General features: G+C 70.3%; 17 protein-coding genes and 1 pseudogene. 7 read left to right on the top strand and 11 right to left on the bottom strand.

Annotation, left to right across the window (positions count from 1 at the left end):
• Positions 1 to 18: 18 nt before the first annotated feature.
• The 3 genes from pflB to J0I43_RS13580 form a co-directional block, all read right to left on the bottom strand.
• Entirely contained in the window at positions 19 to 2,280 is a 2,262-nt protein-coding gene (gene pflB / locus J0I43_RS13590) for a formate C-acetyltransferase (protein ID WP_292864872.1), read from the bottom strand.
• Between the two features lie 189 nt (positions 2,281 to 2,469).
• Positions 2,470 to 4,113, bottom strand: a complete 1,644-nt coding sequence (locus J0I43_RS13585; RefSeq protein ID WP_292864869.1) for a Mur ligase family protein — start codon at positions 4,111 to 4,113, stop codon at positions 2,470 to 2,472.
• Between the two features lie 124 nt (positions 4,114 to 4,237).
• The gene (locus J0I43_RS13580) at positions 4,238 to 4,939 is read right to left on the bottom strand and encodes a DUF1775 domain-containing protein (protein ID WP_292864866.1); all 702 of its coding nucleotides are present in this window, start codon (positions 4,937 to 4,939) and stop codon (positions 4,238 to 4,240) included.
• Here J0I43_RS13580 and J0I43_RS13575 point away from each other — a divergent pair.
• Positions 4,938 to 5,105, top strand: coding sequence for a hypothetical protein (locus J0I43_RS13575; protein WP_292864863.1), 168 nt, complete (start codon positions 4,938 to 4,940; stop codon positions 5,103 to 5,105). The two genes, J0I43_RS13580 and J0I43_RS13575, sit on opposite strands and share 2 nt — an antisense overlap.
• Before the next feature lie 24 nt (positions 5,106 to 5,129).
• Here the strand turns inward: J0I43_RS13575 and J0I43_RS13570 are convergent, their stop codons facing one another.
• A complete protein-coding gene (locus tag J0I43_RS13570) occupies positions 5,130 to 5,735 on the bottom strand; it encodes a hypothetical protein (protein ID WP_292864860.1) in 606 nt (201 codons plus the stop codon).
• 51 nt (positions 5,736 to 5,786) lie between these two features.
• Between J0I43_RS13570 and J0I43_RS13565 the strand changes: the two genes are divergently transcribed.
• Entirely contained in the window at positions 5,787 to 7,082 is a 1,296-nt protein-coding gene (locus J0I43_RS13565; RefSeq protein WP_292864857.1) for a site-2 protease family protein, read from the top strand.
• A gap of 22 nt (positions 7,083 to 7,104) precedes the next feature.
• On the opposite strand, the gene J0I43_RS13560 is transcribed toward J0I43_RS13565, so the two are convergent.
• Positions 7,105 to 9,042 carry an anthranilate synthase family protein gene (locus J0I43_RS13560; protein WP_292864854.1) on the bottom strand — a complete coding sequence of 646 codons (1,938 nt, stop codon included), beginning with the start codon at positions 9,040 to 9,042 and terminating at the stop codon, positions 7,105 to 7,107.
• Positions 9,043 to 9,266: 224 nt separating this feature from the next.
• Here J0I43_RS13560 and ispG point away from each other — a divergent pair, with 224 nt between their 5' ends.
• Positions 9,267 to 10,418, top strand: coding sequence for a flavodoxin-dependent (E)-4-hydroxy-3-methylbut-2-enyl-diphosphate synthase (ispG, locus tag J0I43_RS13555; protein WP_292864851.1), 1,152 nt, complete (start codon positions 9,267 to 9,269; stop codon positions 10,416 to 10,418).
• A gap of 33 nt (positions 10,419 to 10,451) precedes the next feature.
• On the opposite strand, the gene J0I43_RS13550 is transcribed toward ispG, so the two are convergent.
• The 4 genes and pseudogenes from J0I43_RS13550 to J0I43_RS13535 all read right to left on the bottom strand — a co-directional run bounded on the left by J0I43_RS13550 (position 10,452) and on the right by J0I43_RS13535 (position 15,466).
• Entirely contained in the window at positions 10,452 to 11,483 is a 1,032-nt protein-coding gene (locus tag J0I43_RS13550) for a 1-aminocyclopropane-1-carboxylate deaminase (protein ID WP_292864848.1), read from the bottom strand.
• Positions 11,484 to 11,619: 136 nt separating this feature from the next.
• Positions 11,620 to 12,099: pseudogene (locus J0I43_RS13545) on the bottom strand (GntR family transcriptional regulator); the annotation flags it as partial.
• A 166-nt stretch (positions 12,100 to 12,265) separates the two neighbouring features.
• Positions 12,266 to 13,858 (bottom strand): isocitrate lyase, encoded by a 1,593-nt coding sequence (locus J0I43_RS13540; RefSeq protein ID WP_292864845.1) that lies wholly within the window; start codon positions 13,856 to 13,858, stop codon positions 12,266 to 12,268.
• Positions 13,859 to 13,969: 111 nt separating this feature from the next.
• Positions 13,970 to 15,466, bottom strand: coding sequence for an RNB domain-containing ribonuclease (locus tag J0I43_RS13535; protein ID WP_292864842.1), 1,497 nt, complete (start codon positions 15,464 to 15,466; stop codon positions 13,970 to 13,972).
• A gap of 81 nt (positions 15,467 to 15,547) precedes the next feature.
• Here J0I43_RS13535 and J0I43_RS13530 point away from each other — a divergent pair, with 81 nt between their 5' ends.
• From J0I43_RS13530 to J0I43_RS13520, 3 genes are read left to right on the top strand one after another with little or no spacing between them, the layout of a single operon-like run.
• Positions 15,548 to 16,600, top strand: a complete 1,053-nt coding sequence (locus J0I43_RS13530; protein ID WP_292864839.1) for a hypothetical protein — start codon at positions 15,548 to 15,550, stop codon at positions 16,598 to 16,600.
• 11 nt (positions 16,601 to 16,611) lie between these two features.
• On the top strand, positions 16,612 to 18,378 hold the full coding sequence (locus J0I43_RS13525; RefSeq protein WP_292865337.1) for a proline--tRNA ligase: 1,767 nt from the start codon (positions 16,612 to 16,614) through the stop codon (positions 18,376 to 18,378).
• A gap of 33 nt (positions 18,379 to 18,411) precedes the next feature.
• Entirely contained in the window at positions 18,412 to 18,825 is a 414-nt protein-coding gene (locus tag J0I43_RS13520; RefSeq protein ID WP_292864836.1) for a DUF1622 domain-containing protein, read from the top strand.
• A gap of 44 nt (positions 18,826 to 18,869) precedes the next feature.
• Here J0I43_RS13520 and J0I43_RS13515 read toward each other — a convergent pair whose 3' ends face one another.
• Positions 18,870 to 19,373: a pyridoxamine 5'-phosphate oxidase family protein gene (locus tag J0I43_RS13515; RefSeq protein ID WP_292864833.1), complete on the bottom strand. Its 504-nt coding sequence runs from the start codon at positions 19,371 to 19,373 to the stop codon at positions 18,870 to 18,872.
• A gap of 102 nt (positions 19,374 to 19,475) precedes the next feature.
• Here J0I43_RS13515 and J0I43_RS13510 point away from each other — a divergent pair, with 102 nt between their 5' ends.
• Entirely contained in the window at positions 19,476 to 20,558 is a 1,083-nt protein-coding gene (locus tag J0I43_RS13510; RefSeq protein WP_292864830.1) for a TIGR00730 family Rossman fold protein, read from the top strand.
• 52 nt (positions 20,559 to 20,610) lie between these two features.
• On the opposite strand, the gene J0I43_RS13505 is transcribed toward J0I43_RS13510, so the two are convergent.
• Positions 20,611 to 21,228: a GPR1/FUN34/YaaH family transporter gene (locus J0I43_RS13505; protein WP_292864827.1), complete on the bottom strand. Its 618-nt coding sequence runs from the start codon at positions 21,226 to 21,228 to the stop codon at positions 20,611 to 20,613.
• Between the last annotated feature and the right edge of the window lie 110 nt (positions 21,229 to 21,338).

Raw genomic sequence — 21,338 nt, 5'->3', positions numbered from 1 at the left:
GTCGCGATGGGGATGGGGTCACATCGAGCCGTGGAACGTGCGGGACAGGACGTCGAGCTGCTGCTCGCGGGTCAGGCGCACGAAGTTCACGGCGTAGCCGGACACGCGGATCGTCAGCTGCGGGTAGTTCTCGGGGTGCTCCATGGCATCCTCGAGGGTCTCGCGGTTCAGCACGTTGACGTTCATGTGATAGCCCTGGGAACCGACATACGCGTCGAGGAGACCTGCCAGGTTCTTCACCTGCTCGTCCTTCGTACGGCCGAGGCCCGCGGGAACGACCGTGTTGGTGAGCGAGATGCCGTCCTGAGATTCCGAATAGGGCAGCTTCGCGACCGACAGCGCCGAGGCGAGCATGCCGTGCGTGTCGCGGCCGTTCATCGGGTTGGCGCCGGGAGCGAAGGGCTCGCCCGCACGACGGCCGTCGGGGGTGTTCCCCGTCGCCTTGCCGTACACGACGTTCGAGGTGATCGTCAGCACCGACTGGGTGGGCAGCGCGTTCCGGTACATCGGGTGGCGGCGGATCTTCGACATGAAGCGCTCGACCAGGTCGACGGCGATGGCGTCGGCGCGGTCGTCGTCGTTGCCGTACGTCGGGAACTCGCCTTCGATCGCGTAGTCCACGACGATGCCGCGGTCATCGAAGACCGGGGTGACCGTCGCGTACTTGATCGCCGCCAGCGAGTCCGCCGCGACCGACAGGCCCGCGATGCCGCAGGCCATCGTGCGCAGCACGTCCTTGTCGTGGAGGGCCATCTCGAGGCGCTCGTAGGCGTACTTGTCGTGCGACCAGTGGATGCAGTTCAGCGCCTCGACATACGTCGCGGCGAGCCAGTCCATCGTAAGGTCGAACCGGGCCATGACGTCGTCGAAGTCCAGGGGGCCTTCGCCGACCGGAGCGGCGATCGGCGAGACCTGCTTGCCCGAGACTTCGTCGCGTCCGCCGTTGATGGCGTACAGGAGAGTCTTGGCGAGGTTGACCCGTGCGCCGAAGAACTGCATCTGCTTGCCGATGCGCATCGGGCTCACGCAGCAGGCGATCGCCGCGTCGTCGCCCCACGCGGGCCGGATGATCTCGTCGGACTCGTACTGCACCGCCGAGGTGTCGATCGAGACCTGCGCGCAGAAGTCCTTGAAGCCCTGGGGAAGCTCGGGGCTCCAGAACACGGTCATGTTCGGCTCGGGCGCCGGGCCCAGGTTGTAGAGGGTCTGCAGATAGCGGAACGAGTTCTTCGTGACGAGCGGACGGCCGTCCTCTCCCATGCCGCCGATCGTCTCGGTCACCCAGGTGGGGTCGCCCGAGAAGAGCGCGTCGTATTCGGGGGTGCGGAGGAATCGCACGATCCGCAGCTTGATCACGAAGTCGTCGATGATCTCCTGCGCCTCGGTCTCGGTGAGAGTGCCCGCTTCGAGGTCGCGCTGGATGAAGACATCCAGGAACGTCGAGGTGCGGCCGAGCGACATCGCCGCGCCGTTCTGCTCCTTGACCGCTCCGAGGTAGGCGAAGTACAGCCACTGGACGGCTTCCTTCGCCGTCGTCGCGGGCCCGGAGATGTCGATGCCGTAGGAGGCGGCCATCTGCTTCAGCTCCTGCAGCGCGCGGATCTGCTCGGCGTGCTCCTCGCGTTCGCGGGCGATCTGCTCGGTGAACGGGGTGGTGTCCAGGCCCAGCTTGTCGATCTTCTTGGCGGCGATCAGCTGGTCGACGCCGTACAGCGCCACGCGCCGATAGTCGCCGATGATGCGTCCGCGGCCGTAGGCATCCGGGAGGCCCGTGATGATGTGCGAGGAGCGTGCGGCGCGGACGTTCGGCGGGTACACGTCGAAGACGCCCTGGTTGTGGGTCTTGCGGTACTCGCTGAAGACGGTCTTGAGCGTCTGGTCGACCTCGTAGCCGTAAGTCTCCAAGGCTCCCTCGACCATGCGCCAGCCGCCGTTGGGCATGATCGCACGCTTGAGGGGCGCGTCCGTCTGCAGCCCGACGATGACCTCGTCGCCCTCGCGGATGTATCCCGGGCCGTGGGCCGTGATCCCCGCGGGGGTGTGCGGATCGACGTCGTAGATGCCCTTGGCGCGCTCCTCGGGGAACATGGCGGAGAGCGTGTCCCAGATGCGCGTCGTGCGCGCGGTGGCCCCGGCGAGGAACGTGGCGTCGCCCGTGTAGGGCGTGTAGTTGCGCTGGATGAAGTCGCGCACGTCGATCTCGTCCTGCCAGGGGCCGGCGGTGAATCCGCGCCAGGCGGTGGGCTGCGCGTCTTGAGCTGCGGGGGTGACGGTGGTCATGATTCGCTTCCTCAGTCGTCGTGGGATCCGCGCCCGTTCGCGCGAAGCCGTGATCTCAGGATAGAACTGTGGTCAGACCACAGTGATTTCGTGCACGAAACCTCCTGTCCTCCCGGCCGGACCGGCGCCCATTCTGTGGACTGACCACAACGAGTCCACGCCCGTCTCCGGAGGCGTCGTCCGCGACGCTCAGAAGGGCCGGAGCTCGTCCGACGGCGGCGTGGAGTCCGCCGGGTAGGGAACCTCCCACGTCGGTTCGGGCGCCGCCCACCCGGCCGCCCGCAGGGCTCGCCGAGCCAGTTCACGAGCGGAGTAGGGGGCACGCGTGCCCCGGATGTCACGGTAGTTCTGATGTCCGGGCCCCGCCCACAGGATCGCGTCGCCCTCCGTCACGCGGTCCACCGCTTCGACGATCGCCCGCTCCGGCGGGGAGAAGTCGAGGATCTCGGTGGATCCGCCGGCGGAGCGCGCCCCGGACACGAGCGCCGCGCGGATGGCGTCGGGGTCCTCGAATCGAGGGTGATGATCGGTGATGACGAGGATGTCGCTGCCTTCGGCGGCGGTACGGCCCATCGCGGCGCGCTTCGTGGCGTCGCGGTCGCCGTCGGCGCCGCACAGCATGAGGACCCGCCCCGGCGTCACCCGCCGGACGGCGGCGAGGGTCTTCGCGAACGCGTCCGGGGTGTGTCCGAAATCGACGTAGACCGTCGGGCCGGACTCGCCGGACACGCGCTGCGTCCGTCCCGGGATCGACGCTGCGATGCGCGCGCCGTGGAGGGCGTCACGCAGGCGGTCCCACGCGTATCCGGCCTCATGGAGCATGACGATCGCGAGGCCCGCGTTGGCAGCCATGTGCCGGCCGATCACCGGCACGGTGGTGCGCAGCCATCGTCCCTCGGGGCCGGTCAGGAGGAAGGACGTGCCGTCGTGGCGCTCGGCGACGATCTCGACCCGCCAGTGCGCAGTCAGGGCGGGATCGATCGCGACCGATGGTGTGAGGATCGTCGTCACCGGCACGTCGGCGCGGGTGACGATGGTGGAACCCGCGGCGGAATCGAGGCTCACGACGGCGCGTCGGGCGCGGTCCTTCTTGAAGAGGAGCGCCTTGGCATCGAGATAGGTCTCCATGTCGCCGAAGTCGTCGAGATGGTCGTGCGTGAGGTTCGTGAAGCCCGCGACATCGAAGACGATGCTGCCGACACGGTCGCGGACGAGCCCCTGTGCACTGACCTCCGCGGCCATCGCCTCGACGTCGTGTTCTCGCATGACGGCGAGGAGCGCGTGCAGGTCGGATGCCTCGGGCGTCGTCAGCCCGGCGATCACGGATCGCCCGGCGATGCGCCGATCCACCGTGGACGAGGAGCCCGCGGTCACACCGATCTGCGTCAGGATCCCCTCCAGCAGGTGCGTGACGCTCGTCTTCCCGTTCGTCCCGGTCACGCCGAGGAGGATCGGGAGGTCGGCGTCCGTCCCGTAGATCCACGCCGCGATCTCGGGGAGCCGCCGTCGCGGCCCCTCGACGCAGACGATCGGGACCGTGATCTCCGCGGCGATGTCGGCACCCGCGGCATCCGTGATGATCGCGACGGCGCCGCGCTCAACGGCCTCGGCGGCGAACTCGGCTCCGTGATGGCGTTCACCGGGGAGCGCGACGAAGGCCGCGCCGGGGCGGAGCTCGTTCGTCGCATGTGTGATGCCGCCGATGACGACATCCTCCGCCGGAGCGCCGACGAGGCGGGCGTCGAGTCGGCGGACGAGGTCATCGAGGCGGCGACGCGGCGGGCGTCGGGGATGGAGGAAGGACGGCGAGTGCTCTGGGGGATAAGGAGTCATGTCCCTATCCATATTCACGCGCATGCTTATGAGATTCGTCAGAAGGAACGAGGAGGTCCCTACGACATCGTGCCGCGCGCACAGCGGGGCGTCCCGTCCGAGCCGACGGAACGCCCCGCAGATATTACGTGCGGCGACGGCGTCCGAACAGGGCGACACCGAGCGCGGAGAGAGCCGCGACGAGTGCTCCGCCGCTCAGCCAGCGCGCGACCGGGTCGGCGTCGCTCGTGGCAGCGGCGGCGTCGCCGTGATCTGATGCCGCGGCATCCGACGACGCGTCGTCATCGCCGTGGCCGCCGTGGCCGGACTCCGCGACGACGTCGCCCACGGCGACGACCGGCGCGGGGGCGGAGAGGTCGTCCTCGGTCTGGCCCTCGGCGGCCACCTCCGACCAGTCGGTCTCGCCGACCACGCACTTCTGCAGAACGGGGAAGGCGACGGAGGTCCCCGACGCCGACGCGGCGAAGATCACGTCGAGCGACACGGACGCTGCGACTCCCGACTCGATCGGGTTCACGGCGGTGTACGTGACCGCGGTGGGGATCCCGTCGGAGCCGAGGTCGCGCTGGATGGTCCAGGCGCCGTCGAGGACCGGCGCGACGCCGTCGATCCCCTCGGGGATCGTGAAGACGAGCGCGGTCGTGGGGGAGTCCTCGCAGCCGTGGCTGAACGAGAAGGAGAGCCGCGTCGTGCCGCCGGCCGCCGATTCGTCGGGGGTGACGTGGACGTGGGCGGATGCCGCGAGCGGGGCGGCGATCACGAGGGCGGATCCGGCGATCACGCCGGCGAGCAGGCGCGCACGCGTGCGCGAGGAAGTACGGGTCATGAGGGTCTTTCTGTGCAAGGTCGTCAGGGAGCGGCGGGACGCCGCGACGAAGGTCGATGACGGCGGGATGCCGCGACGAGGGTCGATGACGGCGGGATGCCGCGACGAAGGTCGATGGCGGCGGGATGCCGCGACGAAGATCGGCGGCGGCGGGATGCCGCGATGAAGCCACCGCCGCCGGAGAGCCCGGTCAGGCGGTGAGAGCGAGCGCGAGCCGCTGCGGGGGCCCACGGCGGCTCGCGCAGTGCACGAGTCGGGAGGTCAGATGCGGGGCGACATGGCCGGTCGATGTGATCACGGCCCGGTGCGGGCGGAGCGCCGGCAGGGTGCGGCGCAGCAGCTGCCGGATGCCGCGGGCGACGATCGCTACGAGCCGCTCGCCCCACGCGAGGACGACGAAGGTGAGGACGGCGGCGAGGGCGTGGCCGAGCGTCATGCCGGCTGCGACGGACTGACCGCCCGCGACGAGCGCGCCGAGGTCGATCGCGTGGTGGTGCCCCGCCGACGCGAGTGACGGGGCACCGTCGCCGACCGCGGCGAAGGCGCCGTGGAGCGCGAGCTGCGCCGCGACGACGGCGGCGCCCAGGCGGGGAAGACCGCGTGCGCGACCCGGGCGGGGCCCGATCAGGGCGACGCAGACGGGCGCCGCGAGGATCGTCACCGCGAGGGCGAGCCAGAACGGAGGTGCCTCACCGCCGGAGAGGGTGTGCGCGGTCGAGGCGATGAGGACGGCGATCGCGGCGGCTGCGCACCCGCGCAGCGCGCGCAGTGCTCTCCCGGATTCGCCGTGTGCCACACGAGGAGCCTAACGGCAAACGCAAAGCGGCCCGCGGTATCGTCGCCTGCTGTGACCGTCATCGCTTTCATCGTCGGCGTGCTGCTGCTGGTCGTCGGCCTCGCGGTCTCGATCGGCCTGCACGAGATCGGGCACCTCGTCCCCGCGAAGCGCTTCGGCGTGCGCGTCGGCAGGTACATGATCGGGTTCGGGCCGACGCTGTGGTCGCGGCGGATCGGCGAGACCGAGTACGGCGTCAAAGCGCTCCCCCTCGGCGGCTACATCTCCATGGCGGGCATGTACCCGCCGTCGCCCGCGGAGGAGCCCGGACGTGCGCCCGGCAGGTTCTTCTCCGCGATGGTGCAGGACGCGCGCACCGCGAACGACGAGACCCTCGGCGGCAGCGCGGACGGCACCTTCTACGCCCTGCCGGTGTACAAGCGCATCATCATCATGCTCGGCGGTCCGTTCATGAACTTCGTCCTTGCGATCGTGCTGTTCGCGATCGTGTTCAGCGGGATCGGACTGCAGACCGCCACGACGACCATCGCGTCCGTCAACGAATGCGTGCTCCCCGCCGGGTCGACACAGACCACGTGCACGAGCTCGGATCCGGCGTCTCCGGCAGCGGCCGCGGGGCTCCTCCCGGGGGACGAGATCGTGTCGGTCGACGGCACCGCCGTTTCCACGTTCGCCGAGGCATCCGCCATCATCCAGGCATCCCCGGGCCGCGCCCTGCCGATCGTCGTCGAGCGGGACGGACAGCGCCAGTCGCTCCAGGTCACGCCGATGCTCGCCGAGCGCCAGGTGCAGGGCGAGGGCGGCGCGGTCACGACGGCCGAGGTCGGGTTCGTCGGCATGACCGCGACGGTCGAGTACGTCCGCCAGCCGATCTGGGACGGCCCGCAGGCCGCGCTCGCTCAGACGGGCCAGGTGTTCGGGATCATCTGGCAGCTCCCGGTGCGGGTCTGGGACACCGCCGTCGACCTCGTCACGGGTCAGAGTCGCGACCCGAACAGTCCGCTCTCCGTCGTCGGCGCGGGGCGGCTCGCGGGAGAGGTCGCGGCGACCGACGCGCCGATTCTGAACCGCGTGGCGAGCCTCCTCACGATCCTCGGCGCGCTCAACATCGCCCTCTTCGTCTTCAACCTGATCCCGCTCCTGCCGCTCGACGGCGGCCACGTCGTGGTCGCGCTGTGGGACGCGCTCAAGCGGGCGTGGGCGAAGCTGTTCCGCCGCCCGAGCCCGCGCCCCGTCGATGCGACGAGGCTCGTGCCTGTGACGTTCGTCGTCGTGATCGCGCTCGCCGTCATGGGCGGCGTGCTGATCCTCGCCGACATCGTCAATCCGGTCCAGCTGCTGGGGTGAGCCGCGTCCCCGTCGGGCCCCCTCAGGCTCCGACCGGGGTGAGCGCGTGCACGATGAGCCGCTCGAGCGTCTCCAGGCCGTCGCGGGAGAGGATCGACTCGAGGTGGCCCTGCACGGAGGCGTAGCCCGGTCCGCGCATCGCATAGACGTCGCCGGATGCCGCGTCGGCGGCGATCTCGGTCGCGCCGAGCCATGTCGTGCCCGGGGTCACGCGTGCCGTGAACGTGTTGTAGAAGCCTATCGACGCGGGAGACCCGAACACGTCGACGCTCTTCTGCAGCCCCTGGTGCGGCGACGCGAGAGGCGCGAGCTCGATGCCGAGGGCGTCGGCGAGGATCTGGTGACTGAGGCACACGGCGAGGAGCGGCCGGCCGGATGACAGTCGGCGGCCGACCACGTCGCGCATGCGCGCGATGCGCGGGCTCGCGCCGTCGCGCGGGTCGCCGGGGCCGGGACCGGCGACGACGACGTCGGCCGCAGCGACGGCGGCATCCGTCACCTCGCTCCACGGGGCGATCTCGACGGCGAAGCCGAGGTGCCGCAGCTGGTGGGCGAGCATCGTCGTGAAGCGGTCCTCGGCATCCACGACGAGGGCAGTGCGTCCCGCGCCCGGTCCCGTCGGCGCCTCGGCACCGTCTTGCGGGTTCAGCCAGAACGAGGCGAGGCGCTCGTTGCGCGCGGCGAGCAGCGTCGCGACCGCGGGATCGTCGGCGAGGGACGCCTTCGGAACCGTGGGCGCATCCTCGTCGAGGACCGCGCGTTCGGCGGCCTCGTCGCGCGGGATCGCGCCGATCGCGCCGAGCACGCCGGCCGCTTTGCCGTGGGTCTCGCTCACTTCGCCGTCCGGGTCGGAGTGGCGCACGAGCGTCGCGCCGACGGGAACGCGCAGGCGACCGTCGACGAGGTACGCCGTCCGGATGAGGATCGGCGCATCGAGGTCGTGCGTGCCCGCGCCGTTCCGGGGCGCCGGGTCGGACGACGGGGTGAACAGCGCCGCCACACCCGAGTAGTAGCCGCGGGGCGTCTTCTCGTGGCGCTGGATGACCGTGCAGGCGTTCTGCATCGGCGATCCGGTGACCGTGGGCGCGAACATCGTCTCGCGCAGGATGTCGCGGGGGTCCATCGCGCTGTGCCCGCGCAGCATGTACTCCGTGTGGGTGAGGCGCGACATCTCCTTGAGGTGCGGCCCCGTGATGCGGCCGCCGTCGCTGCAGACGGCGCTCATCATCTTGAGCTCCTCATCGACGACCATGAAGAGTTCCTCGGTCTCCTTCGTCGAGGAGAGGAACTCGGTCAACGTCTCGCTCGTCGCCCCGCCGGCGGGGTGGCGGAAGGTTCCCGAGATGGGGTTCATCGTGACCACCCCGGCTCCGCTGTCGGAGTGGACGGCGCTGACGTGCGCCTCGGGGCTCGCACCGACGGCGAGGTGACCGGGCGTCGAGACGAGGAACGTCCAGTAGGCGCCGCGCTCGTGCTCGAGCAGGGCACGGAACCACGTGAGCCCCGCCGTCAGCGCATCCGTGTCGACGGATGCCGTGTAGTCGCGCCGGATCACGAAGTTCGCGCCTTCGCCGCGCCCGATCTCGTCGGTGATGACGGTGCGCACGATGTCGGCGTATTCCGCGTCGGAGATGTCGAATCCGGCATCCGTGAGCGGGATCGGCGTGGTCGGGAGGGCGGCCAGCGCGGCGGCGACAGGGATCGCCGTGTGCTCGTCGACGACGAGGCAGCGCAGCGGAGCGCCGTCGTCGTGGCAGACGAAGCCGCGCTCGACGATCTGGCGGTACGGCACGAGGGCGAGGACTTCGCGCGGAGCACCGTCCACGCCGTGCAGCGGGATGTCGGCGAGGAGGGCGACATCGACGACGTCTCCCGTCAGGATCTCGACGGTCTCGCCGTCGCGGGCGAGCAGGGCGAAGGGGCGTCCGGAGGAGATCGCGTCAGCGATGGCGTCGGGCATGCCGGGCCTTTCTGTCGTTCAGGCGGGCTGCCTCATCGCGAAAACGAGAAGACCGCCCGGTGGAGTGCGGGGCGGTCTGTGTCAAGCGTTGCGAGCACACCGCCTCAGCGGGTGGGCCACCAGGAGGTGCTCGCGAACATGAGGTCACGTTAGCAGACGTCGCGGGCAGGGCGGGCTCGTGGCATCCTCAGCCTTCGCCCCGCCGTGCGGCGTAGGCTGATGTCGTGCCAGCAGTGAACCTCGGGATGCCCCGCGTGCCGGAAGTCCTCGCCCCCCGCCGCCGGACCCGTCAGATCAAGGTCGGATCGGTCGGCGTCGGCAGCGACTCGCCCGTGAGCGTCCAGTCGATGACGACCACCCCGACGCACAACATCAACGCGACGCTGCAGCAGATCGCGGAGCTCACCGCCTCGGGCTGCGAGATCGTCCGCGTCGCCGTCCCGCGCCCCGAAGACGCCGACGTGCTGCACATCATCGCGAAGAAGAGCCAGATCCCGGTCATCGCCGACATCCACTTCCAGCCGAAGTACATCTATCAGGCGATCGACGCCGGCTGCGGCGCGGTGCGCGTGAACCCGGGCAACATCCGCGAGTTCGACGGCAACGTCGGCGCCATCGCGAAGGCGGCGAAGGAGGCCGGGGTGTCCCTCCGCATCGGCGTCAACGCCGGCTCGCTCGACAAGCGCCTTCTCGAGAAGTACGGCAAGGCCACCCCCGAAGCGCTCGTCGAGAGCGCCGTGTGGGAGGCGTCCCTCTTCGAGGAGCACGACTTCCACGACTTCAAGATCTCGGTCAAGCACAACGACCCCATCATCATGGTCAAGGCGTACCGCCTCCTCGCCGAGCGCGGCGACTGGCCGCTGCACCTCGGCGTCACGGAGGCGGGTCCCGCCTTCCAGGGCACGATCAAGAGCGCGACCGCGTTTGGCATCCTGCTGTCGGAGGGTATCGGCGACACGATTCGCGTCTCGCTGTCGGCGCCGCCGGCCGAGGAGGTCAAGGTCGGCCACCAGATCCTGCAGTCGCTCAACCTCCGCGAGCGCAAGCTCGAGATCGTCTCGTGCCCGTCGTGCGGGCGCGCCCAGGTCGACGTCTACACCCTCGCGGACGACGTCACCGAGGGTCTGAAGGACATGACCGTGCCGCTCCGCGTCGCCGTGATGGGGTGTGTCGTCAACGGACCGGGCGAGGCGCGCGAGGCCGACCTCGGCGTGGCCTCGGGCAACGGCAAGGGGCAGATCTTCGTCAAGGGCGAGGTCATCAAGACGGTTCCCGAGGCCGACATCGTCGCGACGCTCATCGAAGAGGCGAACCGCCTCGCCGCCGAGATGGGCCCCGACGCCCCGCTCGGCACCGCGCAGGTCGTCACGGCCTGAGCGGCCTGGCCCCCATCGCCGGCGACCGTCCGCTCAGGAGGCCGACGGATCCCACAGCGAGTGGTAGGCGTTGATCGCCGGCTGCCCGCCCAGGTGCGCGTAGAGGACGGTGGAGTCCTTCGGGATGTCCCCGGATCGGACGAGGTCGATGAGCCCCGCGAGAGACTTGCCTTCGTAGACCGGGTCGGTGATCATCGCCTCCAGCTGCGCGCCGAGTGCCATCGCCTCCATCGTCGAGTCCACAGGGATGCCATAGAGGTCGCCCGCCCAGCCCTCGAGCACCTGGATCTCGTCGTCCCGGAGCTCCCGGCCGAGCTCGATCAGGTCCGCCGTGTGCCGCGCGATGCGCGCGACCTGGTCGCGGGTCTTCTCGAGCGTCGCCGATGCGTCGATGCCGAGGACGCGTCGCTTCACCCCGGTGAGCTCCTCCAGCGCCGCGAAGCCGGCGATCATGCCCGCGTGCGTCGAACCGGTCACCGTGCAGACGACGATCGTGTCGAAGAAGACTCCGTGCTGCTTCTCCTGCTCCGCCACTTCGAAGGCCCAGTTCGCGAAGCCCAGACCGCCGAGGGGGTGTTCGCTCGCCCCGGCCGGGATCGGGTAGGGGGTTCCGCCGCCCGCTTCGACCTCCTCGAGCGCCTGTTTCCACGAATCGCGGATGCCGATGTCGAAGCCGGCGTCGTCGAGGCGCGAGTCGGCGCCCATCATGCGGGAGAGGAGGATGTTGCCGACCTGGTCGTTGGTGGGGTCGTCCCACGGCACCCATTTCTCCTGCACGAGGCGCGCTTTGAGTCCGAGGTGCGCCGCGACGGCGGCGACCTGACGCGTGTGGTTCGACTGGTAGCCGCCGATCGAGACGATCGTGTCGGCCCCCGACGCGAGCACATCGGGGACGATGTACTCGAGCTTGCGCACCTTGTTGCCGCCGAAGGCGAGGCCGCTGTTGACGTCTTCGCGCTTGGCCCAGATGCGCGCTCCGCCCAGGTGGTCGGAGAGGCGGTCGAGCCGCTGGAGGGGGCTCGGGCCGAACGTCAGCGGGTAGCGGGCGAACTCGTGCAGCTTCATGGGGTGTCCTGTTCGGCGGGCGATGCGGGTGTGGATGGTGAGGCGAGGCGAGATCGGGCGCCGGGAGGGTCTGCCAGATCTCTGCGGCGAGTGTCGCCGCGGCGTCGATGTCACGGGCGGTGCACAGCTCGATCAGGCGCGCGTGCCGCTCCGCGGACAGGGCGCCTTCGTGGGAGGCGAAGCGCAGGCGCTCGGCGCGCTGCAGGACCGGCTCGTACTGGGCGAGGACCGCCGCCGCCGCGCCGTTGCCCGATCGGGCGACCGGGACGGCGTGGAATCGGGCATCGGCATCCATCGCTGCGTCGAGGTCTCCGCGCGTCTGCGCGGCGGCGAACTCCGCGTTCGCGGCGCGCATCTCGTCGAGGTCGGATGCCGTGAGGTGCGGCACCGCCGCCCGGACGGCCAGGGCGTGCATCGCCGCCACGACTGCCTGCGCGTCGCGAACGGCGGCGGGTTCGATCGGTGCGACGACGGTGGACCGCCCCGGGGTCGCGCGGACGAGACCCGCGCGCGCGAGTTCGAGGAGGGCCTCGCGCACCGGTGTGCGGCTGACGCCGAGGCGTGCGGCGAGCTCGCCATCGCGCAGCTGCTCGCCGGGAGCGAGGGTCCCGTCCACGATGGCGTTCTTCAGCCGTGCGTGCACGTCCTCACGCAGGAGGTTGCGGGGGAGGGGCGTGGACGCGAGGGGCACGATATGCAATATATCGCAAAATGAACCGGAGGAAAAACGCCGCACGGGCCCCTGCCTCAGCAGGAGCCCGTGCGAGCGTTCGACGCGATCGTCAGAACTGGTTCATCGTGTTGTGCGCGCCGCCGGCCTTCAGGGCCGCGTCGCCGGCGAAGTACTCCTTGTGGTTGTCGCCGATGTCGCTGCCGGCCATGTTCTGGTGCTTGACCGTCGCGATGCCCTCGCGGATCTCGCGACGCTGCACGCCCTTGACGTAGGCCAGCATGCCCTCATCGCCGAAGTAGCCCTTCGCGAGGTCATCCGTCGACAGCGCCGCCGTGTGGTAGGTCGGCAGCGTGATGAGGTGGTGGAAGATGCCCGCGCGAGCCGAGCCGTCCTTCTGGAACGAGCGGATCATCTCGTCGGCGATGCGGGCGAGCTCGGTGTCGTCGTACGACACGTTCATGAGTTCGCTGCGCTCGTAGGACGACACATCCGCGCCCTGCTCGACGAGTGCGTCGTAGGCCTGCTGACGGAAGTTCAGCGTCCAGTTGAACGACGGGCTGTTGTTGTAGACGAGCTTCGCATTCGGGATCACCTTGCGGATCTCGTCGACCATCCCCGCGATCTGCGCCACGTGCGGTTTCTCGGTCTCGATCCAGAGGAGGTCCGCACCGTTCTGCAGCGACGTGATGCAGTCGAGCACGCAGCGGGCCTCACCCGTGCCGGAGCGGAACTGGTAGAGGTTGGATGCCAGGCGCTTGGGGCGCAGCAGCTTCCCCTCGCGGCGGATCACGACGTCGCCGTCGCTCAGGTCCGCGGCGTCGATCTCCTCGACGTCGAGGAACGCGTTGTACTGGTCGCCCAGGTCGCCCGGCGTCTGCGAGACGGCGATCTTCTGCGTGAGGCCGGCTCCCAGCGAGTCGGTGCGGGCGACGATCACCCCGTTGTCGATGCCGAGCTCGAGGAACGCGTACCGGACCGCGTTGATCTTCGCGAGGAAGTCCTCGTGGGGGACCGTGACCTTGCCGTCCTGGTGGCCGCACTGCTTCTCGTCCGACACCTGGTTCTCGATCTGGATGGCGCACGCGCCCGCCTCGATCATCTTCTTGGCGAGGAGGTAGGTCGCCTCGGGGTTGCCGAAGCCGGCGTCGATGTCGGCGATGATCGGAACGACGTGCGTCTCGTGGTTGTCGATCTGCGACTGGATGAACTCGACCGCGGTCTCGTCGCCGGCGGCGCGCGCATCGTCGAGCTTCGAGAACAGCAGATCGAGCTCGCGGGTGTCGGCCTGACGTAGGAACGTGTAGAGCTCCGCGATGAGCGCCGGGACCGCCGTCTTCTCGTGCATCGACTGGTCGGGGAGCGGACCGAACTCGCTGCGCAGGGCCGCGACCATCCATCCGGAGAGGTACAGGTAGCGCTTGTTCGTCGACTTCAGGTGCTTCTTGATCGAGATGAGCTTCTGCTGCCCGATGAACCCGTGCCAGACACCGAGCGACTGCGTGTAGACCGACGAGTCGGCGTCGTACTCGGCCATGTCGCGCCGCATGATGTCGGCGGTGTACTGGGCGATCTCGAGCCCCGTCTGGAATCGGTTCTGCAGGCGCATGCGGGCGACGTACTCGGGGTTGACGGCGTCCCAAGCCGAGCCGTTCTGTTCCTTCAGGGCCGTGATCGCCTGGATGGCGTCGGTGTAGGCAGTCATTGTGCGTCCTCCGTAGTGGTCGTCCGCTGTCGCATCCGGTGCGAAGCGGTGGGCGTTGACACCACTGTGTGCCAATAACCGGTGCTCTTCCGGCCATTGGGCATGTGAAGTTCAGCGAAGTTTCTGCTGAGGGGAAGACTCCGCGACGACGGAGGACTCCGCGGCGAACTCGATCGCGCCGTCGGCGATGGATGCCGCGACGAGCCGGACCCGGACGGTGCTGCCCGGCTCGGCATCCACCCCGGCGACCTTCGCCTCGACCGCAGGATCGGAGATCTGGATGCGCGCCCCGTCGCCGCGCCGGGCGAGGACGACGCCCGTGAAGGTCTCGCCCTCGCGCCCGAGCAGGAGGGCCGCCTCGACGCGGTCGAGGGCCCCGGCATCCAGCTGCGCGGCCTTCTGCGAGGAGCGCGCCATGAGCGTGGGGAGCTCCGGCAGTGACGACCGCGCCCACTCCGGGATCTCCCGGCCGTTCGCGAGTGCCTCGCACACGATCAGCGCCCAGCGGTCGACGAGGCGCCGCAGCGGTGCCGTCGTGTGCGCGTACGGTGCGCCGATCGCGGCCTGCTCGCGTTCGACGGGCACCTCGCCGTCGAAGGTGACGTAGCCGGCGCCGCGGAACAGGCCGGCGGCGTATTCCTTGACGGCGCGCGCGGCGGGGGAGCGGTCGAGGCTCCGCAGGTAGTCGCCGTACGCGACGTCCGTTGGCCAGGGGATGCCGAGAGCGACCGTCTGCGCGCGGAAGTCGGCGAGGTCCTCGGGGTCCGCCGGCGGCATCGTGCGGAGGATGCCCACGCCGCCCGCGATCATGATGTCGGCCGCCGCCATCCCGGTGAGGAGCGACACGTGCGCGTTCCAGTCCTCGAGGGGGACGCCGTAACTGCGCTCGATCGTGTAGCTGTCGCCGGCGCCGCCCGCGCCGGCGACGGGGAGGATGCGGGCCTCGGGGAGGGTGAGGCTCGCCCCGCCGCGTTCACGCTCGCGCGCCTCGCGCTGCGCGCCGAACCACGGCATGGCCAGGAGACTCCCGGGCGCCTCGCCGGCGTCGATGGCCCGCTGCGCGTCGTCATAGGACCACTGCGCGCGCGAGCGGACGACGGCCCGTGTCAGTGTCACCTCGATCGGCCGCGCGCCGTCGTCGAGGACGAACCGCCAGACGAAGGCGCGCCGGTCGACGCCGGGCAGGAGCGATGCCGCTCCCTCGCCGAGCACCGGCGGATGGAGCGGGATGCGCTCGTCCGGTGCGTACATCGTCTGACCGCGGCGGCGGGTCTCGGCATCCAGCGGCCCACCGGGGGCGACGTAGGCGGGGACATCGGCGATCGCGTAGTGCAGGACGGCGCCGGTCGGAGTGCGCTCGAGGTGGAGTGCCTGATCGAGGTCGGTGGAGCCGGCGGGATCGATCGTCAGGAACGCGATGTCGCGCAGATCCGGCAGAGCCGCCGCGTCCGGTGCGAGGGGGACGTCCCGCGCGGCGGCCTCCGCCTCGGCCTGCGCGTCGGCCGGGTAGGCCTCCGGCAGATCGAGCGACCGCCGCAGGGCGGCGAGCGAGGCGGCCAGCGCGCCGCGCGCGGGGCTCGGGACGATGCGGGGGCGACGGTGCGGCACGGGGTCAGTGTAGGTCGTGCGCATCCGGGCAGGTGGCCTGCGCACATCGCGGGCACAGATTCCGCCGGTTAGCATTCTGCAGTGAGCGTTACGAGGTCGAGGTCCGTGTCCGTCCCGGTGGCCCTGGCCTCGCTGATCCTCGTCGCCGGCCTCCTCTCCGCATGCACGGGACCGGCGGATGCCGACACGCAGGGAGGCCCGTCCTCGGTGTCGCCGACCGCCACGCCGACCCCGACGCCGTCCGGAACGCCCGCCCCTCTGACGCCGACCTCGCCGATCGCCGGAGGCTGCGCCGCGCTCGGCGCCGCGGCCGCGGTGGTCGCGGCCGCCGGTGAGATCCAGCGCGTCACGGCGCTCGACGAGATGTGGCACATCGGGATCGACACGGCGGGTGGGCTCGCCTGCTCGCTGCTCACTCCGCGCCTCGCGGTGGACGTCTACGTCCTGCCGGCGGCGACCGTCGTCGGGGATGTCGCAGCGGTCGTCGGCGCGGCGACGTGCGATCGCGGCACCGGCTCGATGGAGTGTCACGCGTCGGCGCCGGGCGCGGGGCAGACCGTGCTCGCCGCGGCGTCGTTCGACACGTCGGTGGACGATCCGGCCGCGCTCGCCGAACTGACCGCGATCGCGTCCGCCGTCGCGGGGTCGACGACGGAGGGGCAGCCCGCCAAGTCGCGTCCCGCGACGTGGAGCAAGCCGCTCGACTGCACGGCGATCGCGGAGACGATTGGCGTGACGTCCCTGCTCGGGTCGGACGAGGCGCGCACCGCGCTCGCCGCACCCGCGGCATCCACCGTCGACGGACGCCTCTCGATCGCCTCGTCGACGATCGCGCGCTGCGACTGGGTGCGCACGCCGACGCAGGAGGGCGACCGGGGCTCCGACTTCAGCGTTATCGCGGTGCCGAACGGCGCATGGGCGTGGAAGACGCTCGCGGCGAGCATCCCCGACTCGGTCGACGCGACGGTCGGCGGGTACGCCGCGCGCGTGACCTCGAAGGGCGAGGTGTACCTCTCCGACGGCGTCAACATCCTGCACCTGCAGGGCCAGCGCCTCGCCGGCGTGAGCGTCGTCGACACCGCCCTCGGTGTCTTGTCCGTCATCGCCGGAAAGGACGCCGCGGCGCGCGGCTAAGCTTGACCCTCGTGGTCACCCGTCTGTCGAACTTCTTCCTCCGCACGCTCCGCGAAGACCCGGCCCAGGCCGAGGTCGCGAGCCACAAGCTGCTGATCCGCGCCGGCTACATCCGCCCGCAGGCGGCGGGCATCTTCGCGTGGCTGCCGCTGGGCCTGCGCGTCAAGGCGCGCATCGAGAAGGTCGTGCGCGAGGAGATGGCCGCTGCGGGAGCACAGGAAGTGCACTTCCCCGCACTGATGCCGCGCGAGGCATACGAAGCGACCGGTCGGTGGGAGGAGTACGGTGACCTGCTGTTCCGCCTGCAGGACCGCAAGGGCGGCGACTACCTGCTCGCCCCGACGCACGAAGAGGCCTTCACGCTGCTCGTGAAGGATCTGTACTCGTCGTACAAGGACCTGCCGCTCACGATCTACCAGATCCAGGACAAGTACCGCGACGAGGCTCGACCCCGCGCCGGGCTCCTCCGCGGGCGCGAGTTCACGATGAAGGACGCGTACTCGTTCGACGCGTCCGACGCGGGTCTGGATGCCTCCTATCAGGCGCAGCGCGACGCCTACGAGCGCATCTTCCAGCGCCTCGGCCTCGAGTACGTCATCGTGCAGGCGGATGCCGGGGCGATGGGCGGTTCGCGCAGCGAGGAGTTCCTGCACCCGACCCCCGTAGGCGAGGACACCTTCGTGCGATCGGCGGGCGGCTACGCCGCCAACGTCGAGGCCTTCACGACGACCGCTCCGGACGCCGTGCCGTTCGACGACGCCGTGCAGCCCGTCATCTTCGACTCCCCGAACACCCCCACGATCGAGACGCTCGTCGCGCACACGAATGCGGTGCTCGACGTGACCTCCGGCCCGTACACGGCCGCGGACACGCTGAAGAACATCGTCCTGGCCCTGACGCACCTCGACGGGACGCGGGAGCTCGTGATCGTCGGCATCCCGGGAGACCGCGACGTCGACGACAAGCGTGCCGAGGTCGCCTTCGCCCCCGCGGCGGTGCAGCCCGCGACGCCGGAGGACTTCGAGAACCACCCGCTCCTCGTCAAGGGCTACATCGGGCCCTGGTCGCCGGAGGGTGCCATCCTCGGCGAGGAGTCGGCGACCGGCATCCGGTACCTCCTCGACCCGCGCGTCGTCGACGGCACGGCGTGGATCACGGGCGCCAACATCGACCAGAAGCACGTGCACTCCCTCGTCGCCGGGCGCGACTTCTTCGGCGACGGCGTCGTCGAGATCGCGACCGTCCGCGAGGGCGACCCGGCACCTGACGGCTCGGGCCCCGTGTCGCTCGCGCGCGGCATGGAGATCGGGCACGTCTTCCAGCTCGGACGCAAGTACGCCGAGGCGCTCGGGCTCAAGGTGCTCGACGAGAACGGCAAGCTCGTGACGGTGACGATGGGCTCGTACGGCATCGGCGTGACGCGCATCCTCGCGATCATCGCGGAGCTGAACAACGACGACAAGGGCCTCGTCTGGCCGGCATCCGTCGCCCCCTTCGACGTGCAGGTCGTCGCCACGGGGCGCGACGAGGCGGCGTTCGCGCTGTCGGCGTCGCTGTCGGACGAACTGGATGCCGCCGGGTTCGACGTCCTGTACGACGACCGACCCAAGGTCTCGCCCGGGGTCAAGTTCGGCGACGCCGAGCTCGTGGGCGTGCCGCAGATCGTGATCGTCGGCCGGGGCGCCGCCGCGGGCGAGGTCGAGCTCTGGGACCGCCGCTCCGGAGAGCGCGAGGTCGTGCCGGCGACCGACGTCGTGGAGCGCCTCCGCGCACGCTGAGAGCGCGGCGCAGGCGCCCCGTAAGCTCGACCCATGGACATCGAACCCGTCTTCACGACCGTCGCGGTCGTGTTCGAGGTGATCGGTGCGCTCGCGATGTGCGTCGGGTTCGTCGTGGCCGTCGTCCTCGGCATCCGCTCCCTGCGGCGCGGCGACGGCGGGCAGGCGGCCTTCCAGACCCTCCGGACGACGCTCGGCGCCGCGATCCTGCTCGGACTCGAGGTGCTCGTGGCGGCCGACCTCATCCGCACGATCACGTCCAAGCCGTCCCTCGAGGATGCCGTGATCCTCGGCCTGATCGTCCTCATCCGGACGGTCCTGTCGATGTCGATCCAGATCGAGATCGAGGGCGTGCTGCCGTGGCGCCGGGCACTCCTCACGAGCGGCGGTCAGGTGCTGGGGGAGCAGATCGCGCGCGACCGCGCGGTATCGCGCGACGCGCGCTGACGTCCCGCCTCCGGTGCGGACCGCACGACGGGGACGACGCCGCGTCAGCAGGTGATCTTGCCGTGGTTCATGATGTCGTCGTCGGGCGTGTCCTTCGTGACGAGGGCCTTGAGCATCCCCGCGGCCATCGCGATCTTGCCCTTCGACGGCTCCCAGAACTCGGTGACCTTCGGCGTCACCTTCAGCAGTGCGATCCCGGGGGTGTCGAGGCCGTCCTCGAACCAGACATCGAGCGAGGGGGAGTAGAGCTCCGCCATCCTGCCCTTGTCGTGGACGATCTCCGCAGTGCCGCCCACCGAGACGTAGCGCATGCCCTTCGCGTCGCAGTAGGAGAGCCCCACGTCGCGGTGGGCGCGTGCTTCGTCGACTTTCTCGGTGTCCTCCGACGTGAAGAACCAGATATCGCCCGCGGCATCCATCTCTCGCGTCGACATCGGGCGGCTCACGAGGTGCCCGTCGTCATCCTCGGTCGTGAGCATCGTGAAGTCGATGTCCTCGACGAGTTCCTTGACGCGGGCGAGGGCTTCGGTTCCGGTGATCTCGGTCATGCCCCGACCCTCCCAGCGCGCGGCGACGGCTGTCAGGGGATTGACAAGCGGGCGGTCGCGTGCGCGCACCCGCTGTTCACCCGGCCGTGCCAGGGTGGGCGTATGACCCCGAGCTCCACCCCGATCCCCGCCGACGTCACCGACGATGTGCGTCGCCTGCTCGCGGACGCCGGCATCGAGACCGATCGGGACCTCGTCGCGCGCATCCTCGCGACCGGCGTCGGGCTCGGGCTCGACGACACCGACCGGCTCGACCTGAAGATCACCTCCGCGGCGCTCAGTGAGATGCGCGCGGCGTTCGGGCTGTTCGCGCCGTACCGCGGCATCCCGAAGGTGACGATCTTCGGCTCGGCCCGCACCAAGCCGGACGATGAGCTGTACCGCGCGGCATCCGCGGCGGCGCGCGCGCTCGCGGAGCGCGGGTGGATGGTCGTGACCGGTGCCGGCCCCGGCATCATGCAGGCGGCGGCCGAGGGCGCCGGCCCCGATCACTCGCTCGGCGTGAGCATCCGGCTGCCGTTCGAGGAGAAGCCGAACGCCGTCATCGCGAGGAACTCGCGCTCGGTCGCGATGAAGTACTTCTTCACCCGCAAGCTCATGCTGGTGAAGGAATCACGTGCCTTCATCTGCGTTCCCGGCGGCTTCGGCACGCTCGACGAGATGTTCGAGCTGCTGACGCTCCAGCAGACCGGCAAGGCCGATCCCACGCCGATCGTGCTGCTCGACCGCCCCGGCGGCACGTTCTGGGCGGGACTCGAACGCTTCGCGACCGAGCAGCTGATCCCCGCGGGCGTCATCTCGCCCGACGATTTCGATCGCGTGCTCGTGACCGATTCGGTGGATGCCGCCGTCGCCGCGATCACGGGGTTCTACCGCAACTACGACTCGCTCCGCTGGGTCAAGGGTCGGCTCGTGCTCAGGTTGCAGCAGGAACCGACGCCCGCCGAGATCGAGGGCCTGAACGAACGCTTCGGCGATCTCCTGCTGCCGGGCGACGACGGCGCGGGGCGCATTCAGGCGACGGCGCCGCTCCCCGCGGAGCGACGCGACGGCGACCGGCTGGACCTGCCGCGGGTCGTGCTGCAACTGAACCAGTTCCGCGTGGGAGAGCTCTATCGGCTCATCCGTGCGCTGAACGAGCTCCCGTCCGCGCAGAGCGCGCCGCTGACGCCGCCGACTCCGTGATCGCGGCGGGCCCTGATCGCCGCGTGGCCTGATCGCCGCGCGCCCGCCGTCGTCAGGACTCCGGGTCCGCGCTGCCGTCGGCCGGGCGGATCCATGCGGGGCCGAGGGGAACGACCCGACGCGCCATCGTGCGCCAGAAGAACTTCTCGATGAGCATGTACGTCGCGAGCGCGGACGCGCCGATGAGGAACCACGCACCGACGATGCCGAAGGCCGGTGCGTTCGCGAACGCACCGATCGACTCGAGCCCCAGCCCGACGCCGACGCACAGGAGCGTCGTCGGCAGCACGGAGTTGTGCGTCGCGCCGGCGACCGCGAACCCGAACGCGAGAAGCGAGAAGATCAGCATGAAGAGGGGCTTCGCCGGCCCCGAGACCTCGAAGAATCCGAGCTGGCCGCCGAGGAGGAATCCCGGCATGCAGATCCAGTACCAGCCGAAGGCGTTGTAGACCACGAAGTGGAAGTCGTCGCCGATGAAGTAGGAGAGCATCCCCGCCGTCACCTGGACGATGCCGCCGAACGCGGCGCCGACCCAGAACACGGCGCTCTCGTCCTGCACCCCGAGGTGCGCGAGCTGCGCCGTGAGGGTCGCGATCACGAAGCCGAGGAGGCCGATGAGTCCGGGATCGGCGGTGCGCAGGCGTGGCCGTGCGACGTTCTGCGTATCCATTGCCTCAGTATCGCGGGGGCCGGCGAGGTCGCACCAGCCGGGCCCACGGACGGCGTCGCCGTGCGAGGCATCCGGTATCCTCGAAGGATGCCGTGCGCGCGAGCGTCGCG

The organism is Microbacterium sp., assembly GCF_017305435.1.
GTDB lineage: Bacteria > Actinomycetota > Actinomycetes > Actinomycetales > Microbacteriaceae > Microbacterium.
This window is presented reverse-complemented; position numbering and strand designations above follow the sequence as displayed.

Coding starts and splice junctions, on each gene's coding strand:
- J0I43_RS13510 (WP_292864830.1), top strand. CDS start 19,476: ATGACCCCGAGCTCCACCCCGATCCCCGCCGACGTCACCGACGATGTG.
- J0I43_RS13520 (WP_292864836.1), top strand. CDS start 18,412: ATGGACATCGAACCCGTCTTCACGACCGTCGCGGTCGTGTTCGAGGTG.
- J0I43_RS13560 (WP_292864854.1), bottom strand. CDS start 9,042: ATGCCCGACGCCATCGCTGACGCGATCTCCTCCGGACGCCCCTTCGCC.
- J0I43_RS13540 (WP_292864845.1), bottom strand. CDS start 13,858: ATGACTGCCTACACCGACGCCATCCAGGCGATCACGGCCCTGAAGGAA.
- J0I43_RS13515 (WP_292864833.1), bottom strand. CDS start 19,373: ATGACCGAGATCACCGGAACCGAAGCCCTCGCCCGCGTCAAGGAACTC.
- J0I43_RS13580 (WP_292864866.1), bottom strand. CDS start 4,939: ATGACCCGTACTTCCTCGCGCACGCGTGCGCGCCTGCTCGCCGGCGTG.
- J0I43_RS13505 (WP_292864827.1), bottom strand. CDS start 21,228: ATGGATACGCAGAACGTCGCACGGCCACGCCTGCGCACCGCCGATCCC.
- J0I43_RS13585 (WP_292864869.1), bottom strand. CDS start 4,113: ATGACTCCTTATCCCCCAGAGCACTCGCCGTCCTTCCTCCATCCCCGA.
- J0I43_RS13575 (WP_292864863.1), top strand. CDS start 4,938: ATGAGGGTCTTTCTGTGCAAGGTCGTCAGGGAGCGGCGGGACGCCGCG.
- J0I43_RS13550 (WP_292864848.1), bottom strand. CDS start 11,483: ATGAAGCTGCACGAGTTCGCCCGCTACCCGCTGACGTTCGGCCCGAGC.
- pflB (WP_292864872.1), bottom strand. CDS start 2,280: ATGACCACCGTCACCCCCGCAGCTCAAGACGCGCAGCCCACCGCCTGG.